Source organism: Streptomyces sp. MUSC 14 (assembly GCF_001866675.1).
In the GTDB taxonomy this organism is placed as follows: Bacteria; Actinomycetota; Actinomycetes; order Streptomycetales; family Streptomycetaceae; genus Streptomyces.
The window spans coordinates 162,746-183,995 of the sequence record NZ_MLYN01000013.1; the positions used below are offsets into that span (position 1 = coordinate 162,746).

The following is a 21,250-nucleotide window of genomic DNA, read 5'->3' on the forward strand; positions in this document are numbered from 1 at the left end:
CGGGGCGGGGCAAGGGCTGAACCGACAAGCCCGGCAGGCGGTGCGCATGTGTGCGCACCGCCTGCCGGGCGCTGTCGTGTTCCCCGCCCCTGTTCAGGCGGTTTTCCGATGTCACCGCCCCCTTGACACCCCTCCTCGACGGCGGGCACATTGAGTTGCGCAACCTGCGTCGCGTTGCGCACCAAGCAACTGAACCGGTCTCAAGTTCGGAGGTTGGCGATGGCGGGACCCCGAGTGGTGATCATCGGAGCGGGCGTCGTGGGAGCGGCCCTGGCGGACGAGATCTCCGCACGCGGCTGGACCGAAGTGACCGTGGTCGACCAGGGCCCCCTCCCGGCCACCGGGGGCTCCTCCTCGCACGCCCCCGGCCTGGTCTTCCAGACGAACCCCTCGAAGACGATGACGGAGCTCGCCCGCTACACCGTCGAGAAGTTCTGCTCCCTCGACGTCGACGGCAAGCCCTGTTTCCTCCAGGTCGGCGGCCTCGAAGTGGCGACCAGCCCCGAGCGCCTCGCCGAACTGCACCGCCGCCACGGCTGGATCACCGCCTGGGGCATCGAGTCCCGTCTGCTGAGCCCCGACGAGTGCGTCGAGCGGCACCCGCTGGTCAACCGGGACCGGGTGCTCGGCGGCCTCCTCGTCCCGACCGACGGACTCGCCAAGGCCGTCCTCGCCGTCGAGGCGCAGATCCGCCGGGCCACCGAGCGCGGCGTGCGCTTCCTCGCCCGCCACGAAGTCCTCGACATCCGGCAGAGCGCCGGCCGCGTCACCGGCGTCGTCTCCGACCAGGGCGAGATCCCCGCCGACATCGTCGTGTGCTGCGCCGGCATCTGGGGCCCGAAGATCGCCCGCATGGCCGGGATGAACCTGCCGCTCACCCCGCTCGCCCACCAACTCGCCTGGACCGGCCCGATACCGGCGCTGAAAGGCCAGACCGAGGAGGCCGTCCGCCCGATCCTGCGCCACCAGGACGCCGACCTCTACTACCGCGACCGCTTCGACGGCCTCGGCATCGGCTACTACGGCCACCGCCCCATGCCGGTCTCCGCGGACGACATCCTCTCCGTGGACGAGGCCGAACAGATGCCCTCGGTCCTGAAGTTCACCGAGGACGACTTCGCGGACGCCTGGACCGAGACGCGGTCCTTTCTCCCGGCGACCCGCGAGGCCGAGATCGAGGAGGGCATCAACGGTCTGTTCTCCTTCACCACCGACGGCTTCCCGCTGCTCGGCGAGTCCCCGGACGTCAAGGGCTTCTGGGTCGCCGAGGCCGTCTGGGTCACCCACTCCGCGGGCGTCGGCCGCGCCGTCGCCGAATGGCTGGTCGACGGCCACTGCTCCTCCTTCGACCTGCACGAGTGCGACGTCAACCGCTTCGAGCCGCACCAGCTGTCCCCGGAGTACGTCCTGGCCCGCGACTGCCAGAACTTCGTCGAGGTCTACGACATCCTCCACCCCCTCCAGCCGTCCGGAAAGCCGCGCCCGATCCGCACCAGCCCCTTCCACACCCGCCAGCAGGAGCACGGCGCCTTCTTCCTGGAGGCGAACGGCTGGGAGCGCCCGCAGTGGTACGAGGCCAACGCGGGCCTGGTGGAGGGCCGTTCGATCCCCACGCCGAACGACTGGGCCGCCCGCTACTGGTCCCCGATCGTCGGAGCCGAGGCACAGGTCACCCGCGAGAGAGTCGCCCTGTACGACATGACCGCCCTCAAGCGCCTGGAGGTCAGCGGCCCCGGCGCCGCCGACTTCCTGGAGGGCCTGGTCACCGGCAAGGTCGCCAAGTCCGTCGGCTCGGTGACGTACACACTGCTGCTGGACCACGACGGCGGTATCCGCAGCGACATCACCGTCGCCCGCCTCGCCCCCGACCGCTTCCAGATCGGCGCCAACGGCAACCTCGACCTCGACTGGTTCACCCGGCACCTGCCCGCCGACGGCAGGGTCCAGGTCCGCGACATCACCGCCGGCACCTGCTGTGTCGGCCTGTGGGGCCCGCTCGCCCGAGACGTCCTCCAGCCCCTGACCGACGCGGACTTCACGAACGACGGCCTGAAGTACTTCCGCGCCCGGCACGCCTACATCGGCAGCGTCCCGGTCACCGCGATGCGCCTGTCGTACGTCGGCGAGCTGGGCTGGGAGCTCTACACCACCGCCGACCAGGGCCAGAAGCTGTGGGACACCCTGTGGGCCGCCGCCGAGCCGCTCGGTGGCGTCATCGCCGGCCGCGGCGCCTTCAACAGCCTCCGCCTGGAGAAGGGGTACCGCTCCTTCGGAACCGACATGACCTACGAGCACGACCCCTACGAGGCCGGCGTCGGCTTCGCCGTCAGGCTCGACAAGGGCGACTTCATCGGCAGGTCCGCGCTGGAACGCCGCAGGGCGGACGTACGGCGCAGGCTGTCCTGCCTCACCGTCGACGACCCGAGCGCGGTCGTCATGGGCAAGGAGCCGGTGTACGACGGCGAGCGCGCCGTCGGCTACGTCACCAGCGCCGCCTACGGCCACACCATCGGCAAGGGCATCGCCTACGCCTGGCTCCCGGCCGAACTCGCCGTCCCCGGCACCACGGTGCACATCGGCTACTTCGACCAGCGCGTCGAGGCGGTCGTGGCCGAGGAGCCGCTGTTCGATCCGACCATGTCCCGCCTGCGTGGCTGAGCACTGGAAGGAGCACCGCGCGTGACCGCACAACTCCTCGACGCCAGGTCGGCCACCCGCACGGCCTGGCCCCCGGGCCCGGGCATCGACCCGCCGCGCCGCCGACCGCCCGCCGACGCCGGCCAGCGGCAGGCCGAGGACGTCGTCGACGAGCTCACCGCCGCCCCGGACTGCACCGGGTACATCGTCCAGTTCCCGCTACCGCGCCACCTGGACGCGAACGCCGTCCTCACGCGCATGGAGCCGGCCAAGGACGCCGACGGACTCCACCCGGTCGACCTCGGCCGGCTCGTCCTCGGCGTCGACGCCCCGCTGCCCTGCACCGGGGCCCGGGTGCGTGTCGTCGGACGGGGCATCACCGTCACCCTCTGCCATACCGGAACCGAGGGCCTGGCCCGGCACGTACGCGAGGCGGACATCGTCGTCGCTGCGGCCGGCTCGCCCGGACCGATCACCAAGGACACGCTGCGCCCCGGCGCCGCCGTCCTGGACGTCGGCATCACCCGCACCGAGCACGGGGGCGTGGGATCCATGCCCCGGGCGATGCCGCTCGCCAACGTCGTCGAGGCCGCCGAGAGGAACGCGAACCCCGCATGAACGCGCTGAACACCCCCCTGGCCGAGCTGGACCCCGAGGTCCACGACGCGCTCCGGGCCGAACTGCACCGCCAGCGGTCCACCCTGGAGATGATCGCCTCCGAGAACTTCGCCCCCACCGCCGTGATGGAGGCACAGGGCTCGGTCGCGACCAACAAGTACGCCGAGGGCTATCCCGGCCGCCGCTACTACGGCGGCTGCGAACACGTGGACGTCACCGAGAAGCTGGCCATCGAACGCGTCAAGGCCCTCTTCGGCGCCGGCTTCGCCAACGTCCAGCCGCACTCCGGCGCCCAGGCCAACACCGCCGTGTTCTTCGCCCTGCTGAAGCCCGGCGACACCGTCCTCGGCCTCGACCTCGCGCACGGCGGCCACCTCACCCACGGCATGCGCATCAACTACAGCGGCAGGATGCTGAACGTCGTGCCGTACCACGTCTCCGAGACCGACCACCTCGTGGACATGGACGAGGTGGAGCGGCTCGCCAAGGAGCACCGCCCCAAGATGATCATCGCGGGCTGGTCGGCCTACCCGAGGCAGCTGGACTTCGCGGCGTTCCGCCGGATCGCCGACGAGGTCGGAGCGCTCCTCATGGTCGACATGGCGCACTTCGCGGGCCTCGTCGCCGCCGGACTGCACCCGAGCCCCGTCCCGCACGCCCACGTGGTCACCACCACCACGCACAAGACGCTCGGCGGACCCCGCGGCGGCGTCATCCTCACCGACGACGCCGACCTCGCCAAGAAGCTCAACTCGGCCGTGTTCCCCGGGATGCAGGGCGGCCCCCTGGAACACGTCATCGCCGCGAAGGCGGTCTCCTTCAAGGTCGCCGCGTCGCCCGGGTTCGCCGAGCGCCAGGCCCGCACGCTCGCCGGCGCCCGCATCCTCGCCGAGCGCCTGACCCGGCCCGACGCGGCGGCGGCCGGGGTGCGGGTGCTGACAGGCGGCACGGACGTCCACCTCGTCCTCGTGGACCTGCGGGACTCCGCACTCGACGGCAAACGCGCCGAGGACCTCCTCCACGAGATCGGCATCACCGTCAACCGCAACGCCGTCCCCTTCGACCCGCGCCCGCCCATGGTCACCTCCGGGCTGCGCATCGGCACCCCGGCGCTGGCCACCCGAGGCTTCACCGAGGAGGACTTCACCGAGGCCGCCGACGTGATCGCCCTGGCCCTCCAGCCCGAGCCGGACGTGCCGGCCCTGCGCGCCCGCACCGAGGCGCTGGCCGCAAAGCACCCGCTCTACCCGCACCTCTCGCACGACGGAGGCGCCCGATGAGCCCCCGCACCCCCGGCGCCGACCTGCCCGACCACCCGGACTTCCTCTGGCGCACCCCCGAGCCCAAGCGGTCGTACGACGTCGTGATCGTGGGCGGCGGCGGGCACGGCCTGGCCACCGCCCACTACCTGGCGAAGAACCACGGCATCACCGACGTCGCGGTCCTGGAGAAGGGCTGGCTCGCGGGCGGCAACATGGCCCGCAACACCACGATCATCCGCTCCAACTACCTGTGGGACGAGAGCGCCGGCATCTACGAGCACGCCCTCACACTCTGGGAGGGGCTGGAGGAGGAGCTGGACTATCCGATCCTCTTCTCCCAGCGCGGTGTGCTGAACCTCGCCCACAGCCTCCAGGACGTCCGCGACAGCGTGCGCCGGGTCGAGGCCAACCGGCTCAACGGAGTCGACGCCGAATGGCTCGACGCCGAACAGGTCGAAGAGGTCTGCCCGATCGTCAACACCTCGCCCGACGTGCGCTATCCGGTCCTGGGCGGCACCTACCAGCCGCGCGCCGGCATCGCCAAGCACGACTACGTGGCCTGGGGCTTCGCCCGCTCCGCGGACGCCGCCGGTATCGACATCATCCAGAACTGCGAGGTCACCGGCCTGGACGTGGCCGGCGGCCGGGTGGTCGGAGTGCAGACCACCCGGGGCCCGATCGCGGCCGGCAAGGTGGCCCTGTGCTCGGCCGGCCACACCTCGGTCCTCGCCGCCATGGCGGGCATCGAACTCCCCCTCCAGAGCCACCCGTTGCAGGCACTCGTCTCCGAACTGCTGGAGCCCGTGCACCCGACCGTCGTCATGTCCAACGCGGTCCACGTGTACGTCAGCCAGGCACACAAGGGCGAACTGGTGATGGGCGCGGGCATCGACGCGTACAACTCCTACACCCAGCGCGGCGCGTTCCACGTCATCGAGGAACAGATGTCCGCCGCCCTGGAGCTCTTCCCGGTGTTCGCCCGCGCCCACGTGCTGCGCACCTGGGGCGGCATCGTGGACGTCACCCCCGACGCCTCGCCCGTCGTCGGCCTCAGCCCGGTCGGCAACCTCTACCTCAACTGCGGCTGGGGAACAGGCGGTTTCAAGGCCACCCCGGGCGTCGGCTGGGTGTACGCCCACACCATCGCCCACGACGCACCGCACACACTGAACGCCCCGTTCTCGCTCGACCGTTTCACCACCGGCGCGCTCGTCGACGAACACGGCGCTGCCGCCGTGGCCCACTAGGGAGCCCGACCATGATGCTGATCTCCTGCCCGTGGTGCGGGCCCCGCGACGAGTCCGAGTTCCACTACGGCGGCCAGGCCCACGTCCCCTACCCCGAGGACCCCGCCGCCCTCGGTGACGAGGAGTGGGCGCGCTACCTCTTCTTCCGTGCCAACCCCAAGGGTCCGTTCGCCGAACGCTGGACCCACGCGGCGGGCTGCCGCAAGTGGTTCAACGCGGTGCGGGACACGTCGACCAACGAGATCCTGGCGGTGTACCGGGCGGGGGAACCGCGTCCGGCGACTGTCGAGCCTCGTCAGCTGCATTCAGCCCGTCTGGGGGCACCCCCCCTGGGGGAGATTGAGGACAAGGCCCGTTCAGGGCCGGTGGGGGTCCAGGGGGCGGAGCCCCCCGGCGGGGTCGAAGGGGCAGAGCCCCTGGAGGACGGGACGGGCAGGGGCGGCGGGGGCGACCATCCCTTCCGCACCCCCACCGGCGGCCGCATCGACCGTGCCACCCCCCTCACCTTCACCTTCGACGGCACCGAATACCAGGGCTACCGCGGCGACACCCTGGCCTCCGCCCTCCTCGCCAACGGCGTCATCCAAGCCGCCACGAGCATCAAGTTCGGCCGCCCCCGAGGCATCTTCTCGGCCGGTGTCGAGGAACCCAACGCCGTCGTCCAGATCGAGGCTCCCTTCCCCGAGCCCATGCTCCCCGCCCCGGCCGTCGAGCTCTACGACGGCCTGGCCGCGCGCAGCCTGCCTGGCCAGGGACGCCTCGCCGGCGAACCCGACCCGGCCCGCTACGACGCCGTGCACGCCCACTGCGACCTGCTGGTCGTCGGCGCCGGCCCCGCCGGTCTCGCGGCGGCGGCAGCAGCAGCCCACAGCGGCGCCCGCGTCATCCTCGCCGACGACCAGCCGGAACCCGGCGGCAGCCTGCTCGGCACCGGGGAACACCTCGACTGGGTCCACGCCACACACGCACGGCTCGAAGCCGCCCCCGAGGTCCGTGTCCTCGCCCGCACCACCGTCTTCGGCCACTACGACGACAACCACGTCCTCGCCGTCGAGCGCCGCACCAACCACCTGGGCGCGGACGCCCCGGCGAACGTCTCCCGCGAGCGCGTCTGGCGGATCCGCGCCCGGCGCGTCGTCCTCGCCACCGGCGCCCACGAACGCTCCCTCGCCTTCGGCGACAACGACCGGCCCGGCGTGATGCTGGCCGCCTCGGCCCGGACGTATCTGCACCGGTACGCCGTCGTGCCGGGCCGGCACGCCGTCGTGTTCACCACCAACGACAGCGCCTACGCCGCCGCGCTCGACCTGGCGGCGGCCGGAGTGGACATCGCGGCGATCGTCGACACCCGGCCCGAGCCGGGGCAGTGGGCCGAGCGCGCCCGGTCCGCCGGGATCGAGGTGCTCGCCGGGCACGCCGTCACCGGCACCCGGGGCACGCCCCGGCTCACCGCCGTGACCGTCGCCCCGTACGGCCAGGACAGCGCGGGTCAGCGGGAGTTCGCCGTCGACCTGCTCCTGGTCTCCGCCGGCTGGAACCCGGTCGCGCATCTGTTCAGCCAGGCGGGCGGCACGCTGCGGTACGACGACGTGCTCGGCGCGTTCGTCCCCGACCACTGCCGTCAGGCGGTCGAGGTCTCGGGCAGCGCGAACGGCGCCTTCGACCTCGCGGCGGTCCTCGCCCAGGGGGCGGCGGCCGGCGCCCGCGCGGTCGAGGCGGAGGGTTACACCGCCGAGGCGCCCGCGCTCCCGGCCGTCGCCGCACCGCCGTACACCCCGCCCATGCAGGTCTTCACCGTGCCCACCGACACCGGCGCCCCCCGCTTCGTCGACCTCCAGCGTGACGTCACGGTCGACGACCTGGCGCGGGCCACCGGAGCGGGCCTGCACTCGGTCGAGCACACCAAGCGCTACACCACGGCCGGCACGGCCGCCGACCAGGGCAGGACGGGTGGCGTCCTGACGAGCGGGGTCGTCGCCGAACTCCTCGGCCTCGACATCTCGGCGCTCGGCCTGCCCACGTTCCGGCCGCCGTACACCCCCGTCTCCTTCGCCACCTTCGCCGGCCGCGACCGCGGCGCGCTGCACGACCCGATCCGTACGACCGCCCTGCACAGTTGGCACGTCGAGCACGGCGCGCTCTTCGAGGACGTCGGCCAGTGGAAGCGGCCCTGGTACTACCCCAGAGCCGGCGAGGACAGGGACAGCGCGGTGCTGCGCGAGTGCCGCGCCGCCCGCGAGGGCGTGGCCTTCATGGACGCCTCCACCCTCGGCAAGATCGATGTGCAGGGCCCGGACGCCGCACGCTTCCTCGACCTGCTCTACACCAACATGATGAGCACCCTGAAGACCGGCCTGATCCGCTACGGCGTGATGTGCCGCCCGGACGGCATGGTCTTCGACGACGGCACCGTCATCCGGCTGGCCCAGGACCGCTTCCTCGTCACCACCACGACCGGCAACGCGGCGGCCGTCCTGGACTGGATGGAGGAGTGGCTCCAGACCGAATGGCCCGACCTGCGGGTGCACTGCACGTCGGTGACCGAGCAGTGGGCCACCGTCGCCCTCGTCGGCCCCGGGTCCCGCGCGGTCCTCGGCTCGCTCGCACCCCGACTGGCCGTGTCCAACGACGACTTCCCGTTCATGGCCTGGCGTGACACGACCGTCGCCGGCATCGCGGCGCGCGTGTGCCGGATCAGCTTCTCCGGCGAACTCGCCTACGAGATCAACGTGTCGCCGTGGCACGCCCGCACGCTGTGGGAGGCGCTGGACGAGGTGGGCGCCCCCTACGGAATCACCCCGTACGGCACCGAGACCATGCACGTCCTGCGCGCCGAGAAGGGCTACCCGATCGTCGGCCAGGACACGGACGGCACGGTCACCCCGCAGGACCTCGGCATGGGCTGGGCGGTGTCCAAGAAGAAGCGCGACTTCATCGGCAAGCGCTCCCACGCTCGCGCCGACGCCGTCCGCCCCGACCGCAAGCACCTGGTCGCCCTGCTCCCCGACGACAGCGGCGTGCTCCTCCCCGAAGGCACCCAGCTGGTCGCCGAGAGCGAACTGCCCGCCCCGCCCGTGCCGATGCTCGGCCACGTCACCTCCAGCTACCGCAGCGCGGCGCTCGACCGGACCTTCGCGCTCGCCCTGGTCAAGGGCGGCCGCGAGCGTATCGGCGAACGCCTCTACGCGCCCGTCGGCGACCGGCTGTTCCCGGTGACCGTCGCCAGTCCCGTCCTCTACGACCCCGAGGGAGCCCGCCGCGATGGCTGACACCGCCCCGACCGCCCGGCCGCGCAGCCCGCTGGCGCACGCGGCAGGCCGCCTGGCCGCCGCGACGCGCTCCTTTGGGGGCGCGGTCCGCCTGGCCGAGGTCCCCTTCCTGGCCCAGGTGAACGTCCGCCTCGACGCCAAGAGCCCGGCGGCGGACGCCGTAGGCCTCGCGCTCGGGCTCCCCCTGCCCCTGGAACCCGACACGGTCGTCCGCGCGGGCGAGTTCACCGTGGTGTGGCTCGGCCCGGACGAATGGCTGGTGGTGGGACAGCCCGGTGCCCAGCAGGAGCTGGAGGGCCGGATCCGCGCGGCGGCCGGCGACGAGCACGTCTCGGTCACCGACGTCTCCGCCCAGCGCACCACCCTCCTGGTCACCGGCCCCCGCGCCCGCGACCTGCTCGCCCACGGCTGCGCGCTGGACCTGCACCCGAGCACCTTCGGACCGGGCCGCTGCGCCCAGACGACCCTGGCCCGCGCCCACATCATCCTCGTCGCCCGCGACGAGACCAGGGCGGGCTTCTGGATCCTGGTGCGCTCCTCGTTCGCCGGCTATCTGACAGAGTGGCTGCTGGACGCGGCCGTAGAGTACGGGTGAGCGACCGCGCACCGGCGCCGCTCGCGGGTCAGCCCAGGTACCCCATCCGGTGGCTGATCTCCTGCGCGCCCTTGAGCAGGGCCGGTGCGAGTTCGTGGAGGCGTTCCTCGGTGAAGCGGTACGCCGGCCCCGACGCGCTGAGGGCGGCGATGACCTCGCCGTCGTGCGAGCGGATCGGGGCCGCGACGGCGTGCAGGCCGATCTCCAGCTCCTCCAGCGTCACCGCGTAGCCGCGCTCGCGCGCCTCGGTGAGGTTCTTCTCCAGCTTCGTCCTCGAGGTCAGGGTGTGCGGCGTCAGCTTCCGCAGGCCGGACGCCGCGAGCACCCGGGCGCGCGGCTCCGCCGGCAGATGGGCCAGCAGGATCTTGCCGCTGGAGGTGGCGTGCACCGGGGTGAGCTGCCCGACCCAGTTGTGCGTGCCGACCGCGCCAGGGCCGCGTACCTGGTAGAGGTTGACCGCGTAATGCTCCTGGAGGACGGCGATGTTGACGGTCTCGCCGATCTCGTCTATCAGCCGCTCGCACACCGCCCGGCCCTGCTGGGTGACGTCGAGCCGGCCCGTGACCGCGCCCGCGAGACGTACGATTCCGAAACCCAGCCGGTACTTGCCCCGCTCGACCGCCTGCTCGACCAGGCCGCGTGCCTCAAGTGCGCCGAGCAGGCGGAACGCGGTCGACTTGTGGACGTCGATCTCGGCGGCGACCTCGCTGACGCCCGCCTCGCCGCGCCGGGCGAGGATCTCCAGGACGCTGACGGCACGGTCGACGGACTGCACCCCGTTCACAGCGGGGCCTGTTGTTTCGCCATCTGCTGTGTAGTTGCTCATGGCGCAACTATACGCATCGATGTCCCGGTGTCCCGCCCCTGAGGCGAAGGCATACCACGGCACAGTACTGTCCGCGGAGACCTGGGTCCGCGGTTCCGGTGTGCGCCGCCGCCCCTCCCGTCAGCGGAAGACGACGGTGCAGTGGCCGTTGACCAGTACGCGGCTCTCGCTGTGCCACTCCACGGCGCGGGCGAGCACCTGGGCCTCGACGTCACGCCCGAGCGCGACCAGTTCGTCCGGGGCGTGCCGGTGGTGCACCCGGACGACGTCCTGCTCGATGATCGGGCCCTCGTCGAGATCGGGCGTGACGTAGTGCGCCGTGGCCCCCACGAGCTTGACGCCGCGCTGGTGCGCCTGGACGTAGGGCTTCGCCCCCTTGAAGCTCGGCAGGAAGGAGTGGTGGATGTTGATGGCCCGGCCGTCGAGCTTCTTGCACAGGTCGTCGGAGAGGATCTGCATGTACCGGGCGAGGACCACGAGGCCGACGTCCAGCTCGTCGACGAGCCGGAGCAGCCGGGCCTCCGCCTCCGCCTTGGTCTGTGGCGTCACCGGGATGTGGTGGAAGGGGACGCCGTAGTTCCGCGCCAGCGCCTCGAAGTCGCGGTGGTTGGAGACGATCGCCGGGATCTCGATGTTGAGCGCGCCCGTGGATGTGCGGAAGAGCAGGTCGTTCAGGCAGTGACCGAACTTCGAGACCATGACCAGTGTGCGGGTCGGGGTCGAGGCGTCGTGCAGCTGCCACGTGATCCGGTACGCCTCGGCGACCGGCCCGAAGCCGGTGCGCAGGTCCTCCGGCGAGACGCCCGGGTCCGAGACGTCGAAGTGCACCCGCATGAAGAAGCGGTCCTGAAGCCGGTCGTCGAACTGCTGGCTCTCCAGGATGTTGCCGGAGTGGGTGACGAGGAAGGAGCTCACGGCGTGGACGAGACCGGCCCGGTCGGGGCACGAAAGAGTGAGGACGAACTCGCGGCCCGGCTGCGGTCGAGGGGACATGACATCTCCCTTGATGCGTGGTGCGCAACGATGCGGGTAATACGCAACATGGTCGGGCGTGCGTGGTCGACTGGTCAAGGGTGCAGTTCTCATTGCGCATCAGGTTTCGTGATGTGCAACAGGTGGATCTCGCGGGGGTGGTCCGCTCCGCCGCGCCTCGACGTCGGTCAGCCGATGAGCGAGCGGAACTGCTCGATCGTGCGGCGTCGCATCGTGAGGAAGGCGAGCCACGAGCCGTCGGCGTAGTGCAGCCGGAAGCGGGCCATGAGCTGGGTCCTGGGGCGGCGTTCGACCCGGGCCACCCAGGCGCGGGGCACTTCCCACACTGGGGTGCCGTCCAGGGGCTTGACGAGTCCGACACGCTGGTCCGTCACGCGCAGCAGCAGCGCGCCGGAGGTGTCGGGCATCCCTCCGGCGATGCTGCCGGCCGCGCCGGACTGCGCGCCGACGCCGTTGACGAACTGGTTCGCGATGAACCCGCCGAGGTTCACGCTGATGCCCTTGGCGCTCTTGGCGGGTACGACGCTGCCGTACCCCAAGAGCCGCTCGCCGGAGGCGAGTTGATGGTGGGCGGAACGCTCCTGGAGGGCAGACATGCCCATGATCATAGACGATCGGTGATCGGCGGTCGGGGAGAACGGCCGCCCGGTCCGCGGGTTACGCGGCGATGACCGCGACTCCGGTCCTGCCTCCGTCGACGTCCACCACGGTTCCGTGTACGAACGCCGCTTCGTCGCTCGCCAGCCAGACCGCTGCGTGCGCGATGGCGTCCGGCGTGCCGACCCGGCCGGCCGGGGTGCCCTTCATCATGATCTCGCCGGGATGGGGCTCGCCGCCCTCCGGCGCCGGCGGCTGGATCACACCCGGCGAGATCGCGTTGACCCGCACGCCCAGCGGGCCGAACTCCGCGGCCCACGCGCGCGTGAGCGTCTCCATGGCCCCCTTGGTGGAGCTGTACAGCGCCCCCAGGGGAACGCCCAGGCGCGCGATCCAGGAACCGAGGTTGATGACCACCCCGCCTCCGGACTCCGTCATGACCGGGACTACCGCCGCGGTGAGGAAGAACGGCGCCTTGACGTTGATCGCGTAGACCCGGTCGAACGTCTTCTCGTCGGTGGCGGTCGTACCGGGGGCCGGATAGACGCCGGCGTTGTTCACCAGGATGTCGATCCGCCCGCCCAGGGCCGTACGGGCCCGCCGGGCCAGGCCCTGGGCGGCCTCCGCGCTGCCGTCGAGGTCCGCCGCCACGAAGTCGGCCCGGCCACCGGATGCGCGGATCCCCTCGACGACCTGTGCGCCGCGCTCCCGATTCCGCCCGGACACGACGACATGGGCCCCCTCGGCGGCGAGTGCCTCGGCGATCGCCTGCCCGATGTTGCTGGTCGACCCCGTCACCAGCGCCGTCCTGTTCCGCAGCCGTTCACCCATGACGCGATCTCCCTTGTCTCGTACGGTCGTGTCCCACACGGTCACCGGTCCTGCAGCGCGCAGTACTGCGGCGCGCAGCCCTGTCGTGCGCTGTGCGGACCACTGTGCGTCGCAGAAAATGGACCGGCAAGTCCAGAGTGGCGGGCTCGGTGACAGTAAAGTGGACCCGACGGTCCATCGAGGCGGAGAGGGAGGGCGCATGCCGGACGTGCCGACCGCGAAGGGGCGTGCCACGCGGGCCCGCATCGTCGAAGGGGCCGCCGAGGTGCTGCGCGAGCGGGGTGTCGCCGACACGACGCTCGACGACATCCGCGGCCGCACCGGCACGAGCAAGAGCCAGCTCTTCCACTACTTCCCCGAGGGCAAGGACCAACTGCTGCTGGCGGCGGCCCAGTTCGAGGCGGACCGTGTGCTGGCCGACCAGCAGCCGCACCTGGGGTGTCTGGACTCGTGGGAGTCCTGGCAGCGGTGGCGGGACGCGGTGGTGGAACGGTACGAACGCCAGGGCGACCATTGCCCGTTGGGGTCGCTGTTCATGCAGGTCGGGCGGTCCCGGCCCGGTGCGCGGGCGATCGTGGCGGAGCTGATGCGCCAGTGGCAGCAGCAGCTCGCCGACGGCATGCGTGCCCTCCGGGCGAACGGCCTGGTGTCATCGACCCTCGACGTGGACAGGGCGGCGGCCGCGCTGCTGGCGGGTGTCCAGGGAGGCGTGGCCATCATGATGTCCACGGGCGACTCGACCCACCTCAAGGCGGCCCTCGACACCGGCATCGCACACCTGCGCGCGACGGCGGGGGAGTCGGCAGGGGCCTGACGGTCGCCGGCACCGGCGGCGCACCGGCGCCGGCCTGCACGCCTGCCGGCCGCGGTACGGCGGTGGGCCCCGGCTCCGAGTCGAACGCGCCACGCCGGCCGCCGCGTTGGCGTAGCTCTGCGGGGGGTGCGATGCGGGCCCCGGTGTGTGGTCGGGAGACGCGGGCGGCCCGGTGCCGGCACCGCGCTGTCCGGTTCTGCGCGCCATGGATCTTCGCCGTTCCCGTGATGATCCGCGGGTCTCGCCGGGAGTGATCTGTCCGCGGGTGATCTGCGGTGACCGGGCGGTTGTCCCGACTCCTGTCTGTCGGTCTGTCAGGTGTGGCGTGCGGAGAGGCTCCGGTGGTCCCTGTTCGGTGATGTGTGCCGTGTCACGAATTCCGACCTGCTCCTGAGTTGTCTGCATCACAGCGGAAATGTCCTTTTGGCGTCCATGCTCGATGCCGACAGCGAGCCCCCAAGTGGAGCCCATCGGCGACCCCTTGGGTGCGACGTCCGAAGTGACCCATGACACAGCACTCGCGACATTCCTCCTCACCGGGAAGGTGCCCCCTTATGGCCGCTTACCTCTGCCCTCCTGCCGTGATTCACGGCGAACACCCCGTGGAGACCAGCCAGATCGTGGCGGAAGTGCGTGAGCGGCACCCGCACGCCGCATGGGAGCCGCGGATCGACGGCATCGCGGCCGGCACGGGTATCGAGACCCGTGGGTGGATGCTGCCGCTGGAGGCCGCTGTCGCTCCCGGCAACGGCGGTGGCCTGCGCGGTGTCGGCGCCGGGCCGGCCCAAGAGGCACTGGTACGTGACGGGTTCACCCAGCAGGACGTGGACCGCGTGATCGCCGCGCTCGAGGCGATACCCGTGCCGCAGACCGTCCAGGAGCGCACCGCGCCGGCCTGGGAGGCCGTGCAGTCCTACGGGGAGCGTGCGGCGCGCGGAGCACTGCAGATCGCCGGGCTGGACGCCGCGGACATCGACTGCCTGATCACCAGTCACTCCACCACCCCGGCGCTGCCGGGCCTGGACGTCGCCCTGGCCAACAGGCTTCCCCTGCGCAACGACGTGATGCTGCTGCCGGCCACGCAATGGGCCTGTGTCGCGGGGACCCGCTCCCTGGCGCTGGCGGCCGACCTCGTGGCCGCTGACCCCGACCGGGTGGTCCTGGTCGTGATCGCCGAGGCGCTGAGCACGACCTACCAGCCCGCGGACGACACTCTGGAGTCCCTGATCGTCCGGCTGCTGTTCGCGGACACCGCGGTCGCCGCGGTGGTCACGGGCCGCCCGAGGCGCGAGTCGGCGCTGCGGCTGGACGCCGCCTGGCACCACACCCTGCCCGGCACCCACGATCTGCACCGTCTGGACACCCGTGCGGACGGCACGCACTTCGTGATGGACCGGCGCGGGCCGCGTGCCGTCCAGGAGACGGTCACCGCGATGTGGGAGTGGCTGCGTCTCCGCTACCAGGACGACCCGGACTCCTGGCACCCCGACGTGCTGCTGGCGCACCCCGGCGGGACCCGGGTGCTGGAGTACATGGAGCAGACGATGCCCGACGCGTGGCCGTCGGGGCTGCTGGACTACAGCCGGGACAGCTACACCAGCGGCAACCGCGGAGGTGCCGCCGTGTTCGACATCATGCGGCGGGCGTACGACGCCGGGCAGAAGCCGGGCAGCCGCGCCGTCCTGTACGCGGCGGCACCGGGCCTGACCGCCACCGCCCTGGAAGGCGTGTGGCTGTAGCGCGAGCCCGCGCCGGCGGTCCCGGCGAACGGTGCCGCCCGCGTCACCTGCCGTACGCCGGTCACGTCACGCGGTGCCATGTCGTGCGATGTGCCACTCCCGCCCGTCAGCCGTGTCACCTCGCGACGTCCGCCCAGACCACCTTGCCGGTGTCCGTCCACCGCACCCCCCACCGGGTGGTCAGCCTGTGCACGGTCTGCAGGCCGCGACCGTCGTCGTCGAGGAGGCCGCCCCTGCCCAGCCGCGGCCGGCCGTTCCCGGTGTCGCCCACCTCGCACAGCAGGCCGTGACCGGCCCTGATCAGCCGTACCGTGATGGGACCGGTGGCGAAGCGCACCGCGTTCGTGACCAGCTCGCTGACCAGCAGCAGCACGGTGTCCCGGGTGTCGTCCCTGGTGCCCCAGCGCCGGAGCAGCGCGGAGACCTGTGCGCGGGCACGGGCGGGTGCGTCGTCGCGGGCGGGCAGCCGCCAGGTCGCGGTGTCCCCCTTGCGGTAGCCGATCATCCGCGCGAGCAGCAGGGTCACGTCGTCGCGCTGGTGCACGGGTGCCAGCGCGGAGACGACCTGCCGTGCCGCCTGCTGCAGTCCGTCCCACGGGTGCACCGCGGACACGGCGTCCGCCAGCCTGGCGATGCCCTCGTCGATCGACACGGCCGGATCCTCCACCAGGCCGTCGGTGTAGAGGGCGAGCAGTGAGTCCGGGGGCGCGCCGAAGGTGTGCACGTCGAACGGCTCCCGCAGCGCGAACTCGGCGCCCAGGCCGGGGTGCGGGCGGACCACCAGCGGGACCGCGTGCCCGTCGGGGGAGACCAGCACGGGCGGGAGGTGGCCGGCGCTGGACAGCGCCAGGTGGTAGCTGACCGGGTCGTAGAGGGCGATGCAGCAGGTCGACCCGAGGGCGCTGTAGCCGGCCGCCAGCCCGGACTCCGTGTCGTCCAGCAGCGTCACGGTCTCGTCGAGGTGTTCCAGCACCTCGTCGGGCGCCAGCCCCGCGGACAGCAGCGCACGGGCCTCCATGCTCAGCTGGCCCATGGTGGCCGCGGCACCCAGGCCGTGCCCGACGACGTCACCGACCACCAGCGCGGTACGGCCGTCCGGCAGCGGAAAGCTGTTGACCCAGTCGCCGCCGACGCCCGCGCTGTCGGGCGTGGCCGGCTGGTAGACACTGGCGATCTCGATGGTGTCGCCGCCGGTCCGCGGCAGCAGCCGGCGCTGCAACGCCAGCACCTGCGTGTGCTCGCGCTGGTGCTGACGGGCCAGGTCGACGTGGTGGACGGTCCTGGCCACGAGTTCCTGCAGGTCGAACAGCTCGCTGTCGCGGAAGGGGCAGTCCGCGCGCCGCCAGACCTCCGCCACGCCCAGCACGACGGGCGGCGCGCCGTCCAGGACCAGCGGAATGCACGCCACACCCGCCGACCGGTCACCGGGCACCAGGGCACGCCGCACGCGCGGACTGCCGAGTACCCGCTCGACCGCCGCCCCGTCGGGTATGACGATGGCCTGTGGGGCATCGGCCCGCCGTACCGCCAGCGCCAGCAGACGACTCGCGTCGCCGGGCAGATCGTCGCCCGGCGTCACGTAGCCCTCGGGCCACGCCCGGTCCGGCACCAGGGCCGCCCGTCGCAGCCGGATGCGCCGCTGCGCCCGCTCGGTGACGCCCTCGCCCGTCCACACGGCGAAGTCGAGGTCGACGGCGGCCACGTCTCCCCAGGCCAGCAGGGACTCCGCCAGCGACTGCGCGGTCTCGCCGATGTCCAGCGAGGTGCCGATCGCGGTCTCGGCGGCGTACAGGTGCAGCCTCCTGGCCATGGCGATCACGGAGACGGTCAGGCCCTCCTGAGGCACCGCCGCGGGCAGGATGCTCAGCGAGACCACCAGCTCCGACCCGTCGCCGCGACGCAGGCGCTGGATCCGGGCGACGTGCGCCTCACCGGACTCCAGGACCTGCCGCAGCCGCCGCGTGACCGTCGGTACGTCCCCGGGCGGCAGGAGATCGACGAAAGGGCTCCCGGCCACGGCGTCCAGACCCGCGAACACGGGCGCGTCCAGATTGCAGCGGGTGATTCTCAGGTCCCGGTCCAGGTTGATCGCGCCGAGAATCCGCTCCTGACCGCCCGCCGCCGCGTCGCCGGGTACGGGCCGACCGGTGGCGCGGTCGTCCCGCGCGTCGGCAGGACCGGCGGCCGCCGCCGCTCCGCCGCTCGGGAAGTAGCGCCCCAGAGCGCTGCTGACGAGATCGAACGGCGAAGAGGACGAAGCGGAGGGTGTGGAGTCCATGCGGCTCTCTCGGCAATCCCCGGCGCGACGCCGGGGCCGTACTCGGACCCGTCCGACGGGGCCCGAGATCCCTGACGGCACACCTCATTGAATAACACCGGGGGTCGCTTCGCCCACATCAGCGGATCACACGGCGACGGCGGACAGGACGGGCTGCCGAGGCCCGTGGGGCGTCAGTGGGTCGCGCTGCCCGCGACCCACTGGCTCCACGGCATGTTCCAGTCGCTGAGGCCGTTGTCCGGGGCCAACGTGGTCCTGTCCGCGGAGTTCTTGACGACGACGACGTCACCGATCATCGAGTTGTCGAAGAACCACGCGGCCGGCTGCCTGCCGTCGCCGCCGCCCTTGACGTCCTTCAGGCCCACGCAGCCGTGGCTGGTGTTGGCCTTGCCGAAGATCGAGTCGGCACCCCAGTAGTTGCCGTGGATGAACGTGCCCGAGGCGGTCAGGCGCATGGCGTGCGGCACGTCACTGATGTCGTAAGCGGGCTTGCCGTCCTTCTTCGTGAGGCCGACGCTCGCGCCGTTCATGTGGATGTGCCGGAACTTCTCGGAGATGACCATCCGGCCGTTGTACGTCGGGTGCTCGGGGCTGCCGGACGAGATCGGGACGGTCTTGATCGTCTTGCCGTCCCGTACCACGGTCATCTGCTTCGTCCTGGCGTCGACGGTGCTGATCTGGCTCCGGCCGATCTTGAACGTGACCGTCTTCCGGACACCGTGGCTGGTGAGCTTCACGGTCACGGCGGAGCCGGGCTTCCAGTAGCTCTCGGGGCGGAAGTCCAGGCGGTTGCCGTTGAACCAGTGACCGACGACCCGCTGGCCGCTGCTGGAGCTGACCTGGATCTGCGACTGCACGGCGGCCTTGTCACCGATCGCCTTGTCGAAGGTGACGGACACCGGCATGCCCACGCCGACGGTCGAGCCGCTCTCGGGGGAGAGGTGCCCGATGAAGTCGTTGGCCGGGGAGACCGTGGTGATCGTGGCGTTCCCGGTGACGGAGCGGCCCTTGGCGTCCGCGGCCTCCGCCTCGACCTGATAGGCGGTGGCCCGCTCCAGCGGCCCGTTCGGCTTCCAGGACGTGCCGTCCGCGGACAGCGTGCCCGGAATCTCGGTACCGGTCGCGACGGCGGTCATGGTCACCTTGGTGAGCTTGCCGTTGCTGACGGTGACACGGACGGGGCTGTTGACCGCGACGTTGTGGGCGCCTTGACCGGGCGTGATCCCTATTCGGGCGGCGGAAGCGTCCTGGGCGTTCGCCTGAGCTCCCTGCGCGTGCGCTTTCGGCTGCTTCCCGGTGTCGTTGCCGCTGGTGGCAGCGTTACTGGTGCCACCGAGGGCCGTGAGCGCGAGTACGCCGCCGAGTACGCCGGCCGTTCCCATCAGTCCGGTGCGTCGCTTGCGTGCCGTGATCAAACGCTTCTCCCGTGTCGTTGGTCGTCGAGTGCGTGGAGCCGGTTGCCGGAGGAGTGCAATCGGCGTGAAGGATCCACTCTTACGCACTCATCCACCCTAAAGGGAGTGAATTGTGGCGAATTCCACGTATGAGGGGTCTGTCGGCCGGTGCGGGTCCCCGGGTGGCGCGCGGACAACCGAACGGGGGCCGGCCGCCCCGGGCGGGGAGCCGGCCCCCGTGGGGGGAGGTCGGGGCTCAGCTGATGCCGAGCTTCGCCAGTGCCGTCGTCCAGTCGGTCATGATGGCGTCCTGCGCGTCGGTGAGGTTGACGGTGCCGGCGCAGACGGCCTTCTTGAGCTTGTTCTCGACCACGTCCTTGTCGGCCGAGGTCTCGTTGCCGTAGTGCGGTTCGGGCCACAGGTTCTGCTCGCTCCTCGGCGCGCCACCGAGTTCGAGCGGGACGAAGTGGTCCTCTTCGTAGTCCGAGGTGCTGGTGTCCGTGTAGCCGTACTCCACGATTTGCTTCTTCTTCAGCGCGGTGGTGTACGAACTCGGGGGACGCACCGTCGAGGTCCAGCCCGAGACGCAGATCGTGGAGTTGATGGTGCTCTGCGTGACGTCCGGGTTGAGGGCGCCGGGCTGACAGGTGGGGTCGGGGAGGGGGAGGTAGGACTGGCTGCACGACTGCGCGTGCGCGGTTCCGGTGGTGACGATGAGCCCCGCCGCGGCGAGGGCGAGGGTGGACAGGGCGGTCACGAGGGGGCGTGCCGTTCGGGACATGTGGGGGATCTCCCGGTGTGGTGCCCGGCATTCGTCCGGGCGGGCATGATCATGACAACACGGGATCATCTATGCGGGTAGACGCTTTGCCGCCCAGGGAAGCCCTTTGGTTGAACGTTTATTCACGGCAGGGGTTGTCAAGGCCAAGTCCTGGCTGGAACTTGGTTGTTGACAGGGATGCCGCGCGTCACTCCGGGCCGTAGTAGAGCCGGAGGAACTCCTCCATCGCCGCGTCGACCCCCGCCCGGTCGCCGGTGGCGAGCAGGTCGAGCAGCAGGCCGCGGACGGTGGCGAGACCGAGCCGGGCGCGGTCGCGGGCCGAGGCGGGATCGGCCCCGGCCGCCGTCTCGGCGGCCGTCAGCGGCTCCAGCCAGCCCGACACGAGGCCGTCGAGGACCGGGACGGCCTCGGGGCGGCCGCGCAGCGCCTGCCCGCACAGCTCGAAGAAGAGCCGCTCCTGGCCGGCCAGCTCGGGGTCCGTCAATCGCTGCCACAACCGGCGGGCGGCATCGGCGGGCGACAAGCCCGGTTCCAGACGGAGTTGGGACAGCAGCTCGCGCTGGCGCCGCTCCGCCGTCCGGACGATCTCGACGAGGAGCGCTTCCTTGGAACCGAAGTAGTGGATCAGCATGCGGTGGCTGACACCGATCGCGGCGCCCAGGCGGCGCAGGCTCAGATCCGCGATGCCGTGCGCCGCGACGTGGTCGACGGCCGCGTCCACCAGCCGGGCACGCCGGTCCCGGTCCGTACCGTGCGCTGTCCTGTGGTGGGAGTGCGGGTACGGGTCCGGGTTCGGGACGTCGGTCTTCGCCACGCCGCGAGTGTACCGAGTGGTACATGCCGGATGTACCGTGTGGTACATGAAGTCTGTCACCGTGTCGACCGACGTACCGCAGACGCCCGAGCAGGTCTACGACTTCCTCGATGTCATGGCTCACCACGAGCGCTTCACCGACCACTACCTGAGCGACTGGCGCTACAGCGGACCCGCCCGCGGCATCGGATCGTGCGCCACGGTCACCGCCGCGCTGGGTGGCGCCAGAACCGACGTCACCATCGAGGTCGTCGAGGCCGACGCGCCCCGCCGCATCGTCGAGCGCAACGTCAGCGCGGGCGGACGGCGCCTGGCCCACGGCACCTACACCCTCGCACCGCTGCGCACCGGCGGGAGCCGCGTCGCGTTCACGTACGCCTGGGTCCGCGCCCCGCTCGCCGACCGCATGCTCGCACCCGTCGTCCGGGCCGTGATGCGGCGCGCCAACCGCACGGTCATGCGACGCCTCGCCACCGAACTGGCCCACCACACCGCCGCGACCGATTCCTGAGGCCGGGCGGCGTGCGGCCGCCCGCGTGGCCGCCATGGCCTGTG

General features: G+C 71.7%; 17 protein-coding genes. 9 read left to right on the forward strand and 8 right to left on the reverse strand.

The window, feature by feature from the left end:
• Positions 1-219 precede the first annotated feature (219 nt).
• The 6 genes from BIV25_RS06850 to BIV25_RS06875 are packed head-to-tail and all read left to right on the forward strand — an operon-like array spanning position 220 to position 9,628.
• Positions 220-2,658 carry an FAD-dependent oxidoreductase gene (locus BIV25_RS06850; protein WP_071371247.1) on the forward strand — a complete coding sequence of 813 codons (2,439 nt, stop codon included), beginning with the start codon at positions 220-222 and terminating at the stop codon, positions 2,656-2,658.
• Positions 2,659-2,679: 21 nt separating this feature from the next.
• Positions 2,680-3,255, forward strand: a complete 576-nt coding sequence (locus BIV25_RS06855) for a tetrahydrofolate dehydrogenase/cyclohydrolase catalytic domain-containing protein (protein ID WP_071371248.1) — start codon at positions 2,680-2,682, stop codon at positions 3,253-3,255.
• A complete protein-coding gene (gene glyA / locus BIV25_RS06860; protein WP_071371249.1) occupies positions 3,252-4,535 on the forward strand; it encodes a serine hydroxymethyltransferase in 1,284 nt (427 codons plus the stop codon). Before BIV25_RS06855 ends, glyA begins: the two co-directional genes overlap by 4 nt.
• Positions 4,532-5,764: a sarcosine oxidase subunit beta family protein gene (locus tag BIV25_RS06865; protein WP_071371250.1), complete on the forward strand. Its 1,233-nt coding sequence runs from the start codon at positions 4,532-4,534 to the stop codon at positions 5,762-5,764. Before glyA ends, BIV25_RS06865 begins: the two co-directional genes overlap by 4 nt.
• Before the next feature lie 11 nt (positions 5,765-5,775).
• Positions 5,776-9,033 carry a sarcosine oxidase subunit delta family protein gene (locus tag BIV25_RS06870; RefSeq protein WP_071371251.1) on the forward strand — a complete coding sequence of 1,086 codons (3,258 nt, stop codon included), beginning with the start codon at positions 5,776-5,778 and terminating at the stop codon, positions 9,031-9,033.
• The gene (locus BIV25_RS06875) at positions 9,026-9,628 is read left to right on the forward strand and encodes a sarcosine oxidase subunit gamma (RefSeq protein WP_071371252.1); all 603 of its coding nucleotides are present in this window, start codon (positions 9,026-9,028) and stop codon (positions 9,626-9,628) included. The genes BIV25_RS06870 and BIV25_RS06875 overlap by 8 nt, the downstream gene beginning before the upstream one ends.
• Positions 9,629-9,656: 28 nt before the next feature.
• Here the strand turns inward: BIV25_RS06875 and BIV25_RS06880 are convergent, their stop codons facing one another.
• The 4 genes from BIV25_RS06880 to BIV25_RS06895 all read right to left on the reverse strand — a co-directional run bounded on the left by BIV25_RS06880 (position 9,657) and on the right by BIV25_RS06895 (position 12,875).
• Complete coding sequence (locus tag BIV25_RS06880) at positions 9,657-10,454, reverse strand: IclR family transcriptional regulator (RefSeq protein ID WP_079176468.1); 798 nt, start codon at positions 10,452-10,454, stop codon at positions 9,657-9,659.
• Positions 10,455-10,574: 120 nt separating this feature from the next.
• On the reverse strand, positions 10,575-11,447 hold the full coding sequence (gene purU / locus BIV25_RS06885) for a formyltetrahydrofolate deformylase (RefSeq protein ID WP_071371253.1): 873 nt from the start codon (positions 11,445-11,447) through the stop codon (positions 10,575-10,577).
• Between the two features lie 167 nt (positions 11,448-11,614).
• Positions 11,615-12,043: a hypothetical protein gene (locus tag BIV25_RS06890; RefSeq protein WP_143076588.1), complete on the reverse strand. Its 429-nt coding sequence runs from the start codon at positions 12,041-12,043 to the stop codon at positions 11,615-11,617.
• Positions 12,044-12,104: 61 nt separating this feature from the next.
• Entirely contained in the window at positions 12,105-12,875 is a 771-nt protein-coding gene (locus BIV25_RS06895; protein WP_071371255.1) for an SDR family NAD(P)-dependent oxidoreductase, read from the reverse strand.
• Positions 12,876-13,074: 199 nt separating this feature from the next.
• Here BIV25_RS06895 and BIV25_RS06900 point away from each other — a divergent pair, with 199 nt between their 5' ends.
• Both BIV25_RS06900 and BIV25_RS06905 read left to right on the forward strand, forming a co-directional pair.
• Entirely contained in the window at positions 13,075-13,689 is a 615-nt protein-coding gene (locus BIV25_RS06900) for a TetR/AcrR family transcriptional regulator (RefSeq protein WP_071371256.1), read from the forward strand.
• A 554-nt stretch (positions 13,690-14,243) separates the two neighbouring features.
• Complete coding sequence (locus BIV25_RS06905) at positions 14,244-15,428, forward strand: polyketide synthase (RefSeq protein WP_071371257.1); 1,185 nt, start codon at positions 14,244-14,246, stop codon at positions 15,426-15,428.
• A 115-nt stretch (positions 15,429-15,543) separates the two neighbouring features.
• On the opposite strand, the gene BIV25_RS06910 is transcribed toward BIV25_RS06905, so the two are convergent.
• The 4 genes from BIV25_RS06910 to BIV25_RS06925 all read right to left on the reverse strand — a co-directional run bounded on the left by BIV25_RS06910 (position 15,544) and on the right by BIV25_RS06925 (position 20,695).
• Complete coding sequence (locus BIV25_RS06910; RefSeq protein WP_071371258.1) at positions 15,544-17,706, reverse strand: SpoIIE family protein phosphatase; 2,163 nt, start codon at positions 17,704-17,706, stop codon at positions 15,544-15,546.
• 173 nt (positions 17,707-17,879) lie between these two features.
• Positions 17,880-19,088, reverse strand: coding sequence for an Ig-like domain-containing protein (locus BIV25_RS06915; protein WP_177235183.1), 1,209 nt, complete (start codon positions 19,086-19,088; stop codon positions 17,880-17,882).
• A 268-nt stretch (positions 19,089-19,356) separates the two neighbouring features.
• Positions 19,357-19,881 carry a hypothetical protein gene (locus tag BIV25_RS06920; protein ID WP_071371260.1) on the reverse strand — a complete coding sequence of 175 codons (525 nt, stop codon included), beginning with the start codon at positions 19,879-19,881 and terminating at the stop codon, positions 19,357-19,359.
• Positions 19,882-20,068: 187 nt separating this feature from the next.
• On the reverse strand, positions 20,069-20,695 hold the full coding sequence (locus BIV25_RS06925) for a TetR/AcrR family transcriptional regulator (RefSeq protein ID WP_256255645.1): 627 nt from the start codon (positions 20,693-20,695) through the stop codon (positions 20,069-20,071).
• A 46-nt stretch (positions 20,696-20,741) separates the two neighbouring features.
• Here BIV25_RS06925 and BIV25_RS06930 point away from each other — a divergent pair, with 46 nt between their 5' ends.
• Complete coding sequence (locus tag BIV25_RS06930) at positions 20,742-21,206, forward strand: SRPBCC family protein (protein ID WP_071371378.1); 465 nt, start codon at positions 20,742-20,744, stop codon at positions 21,204-21,206.
• Positions 21,207-21,250 lie beyond the last annotated feature (44 nt).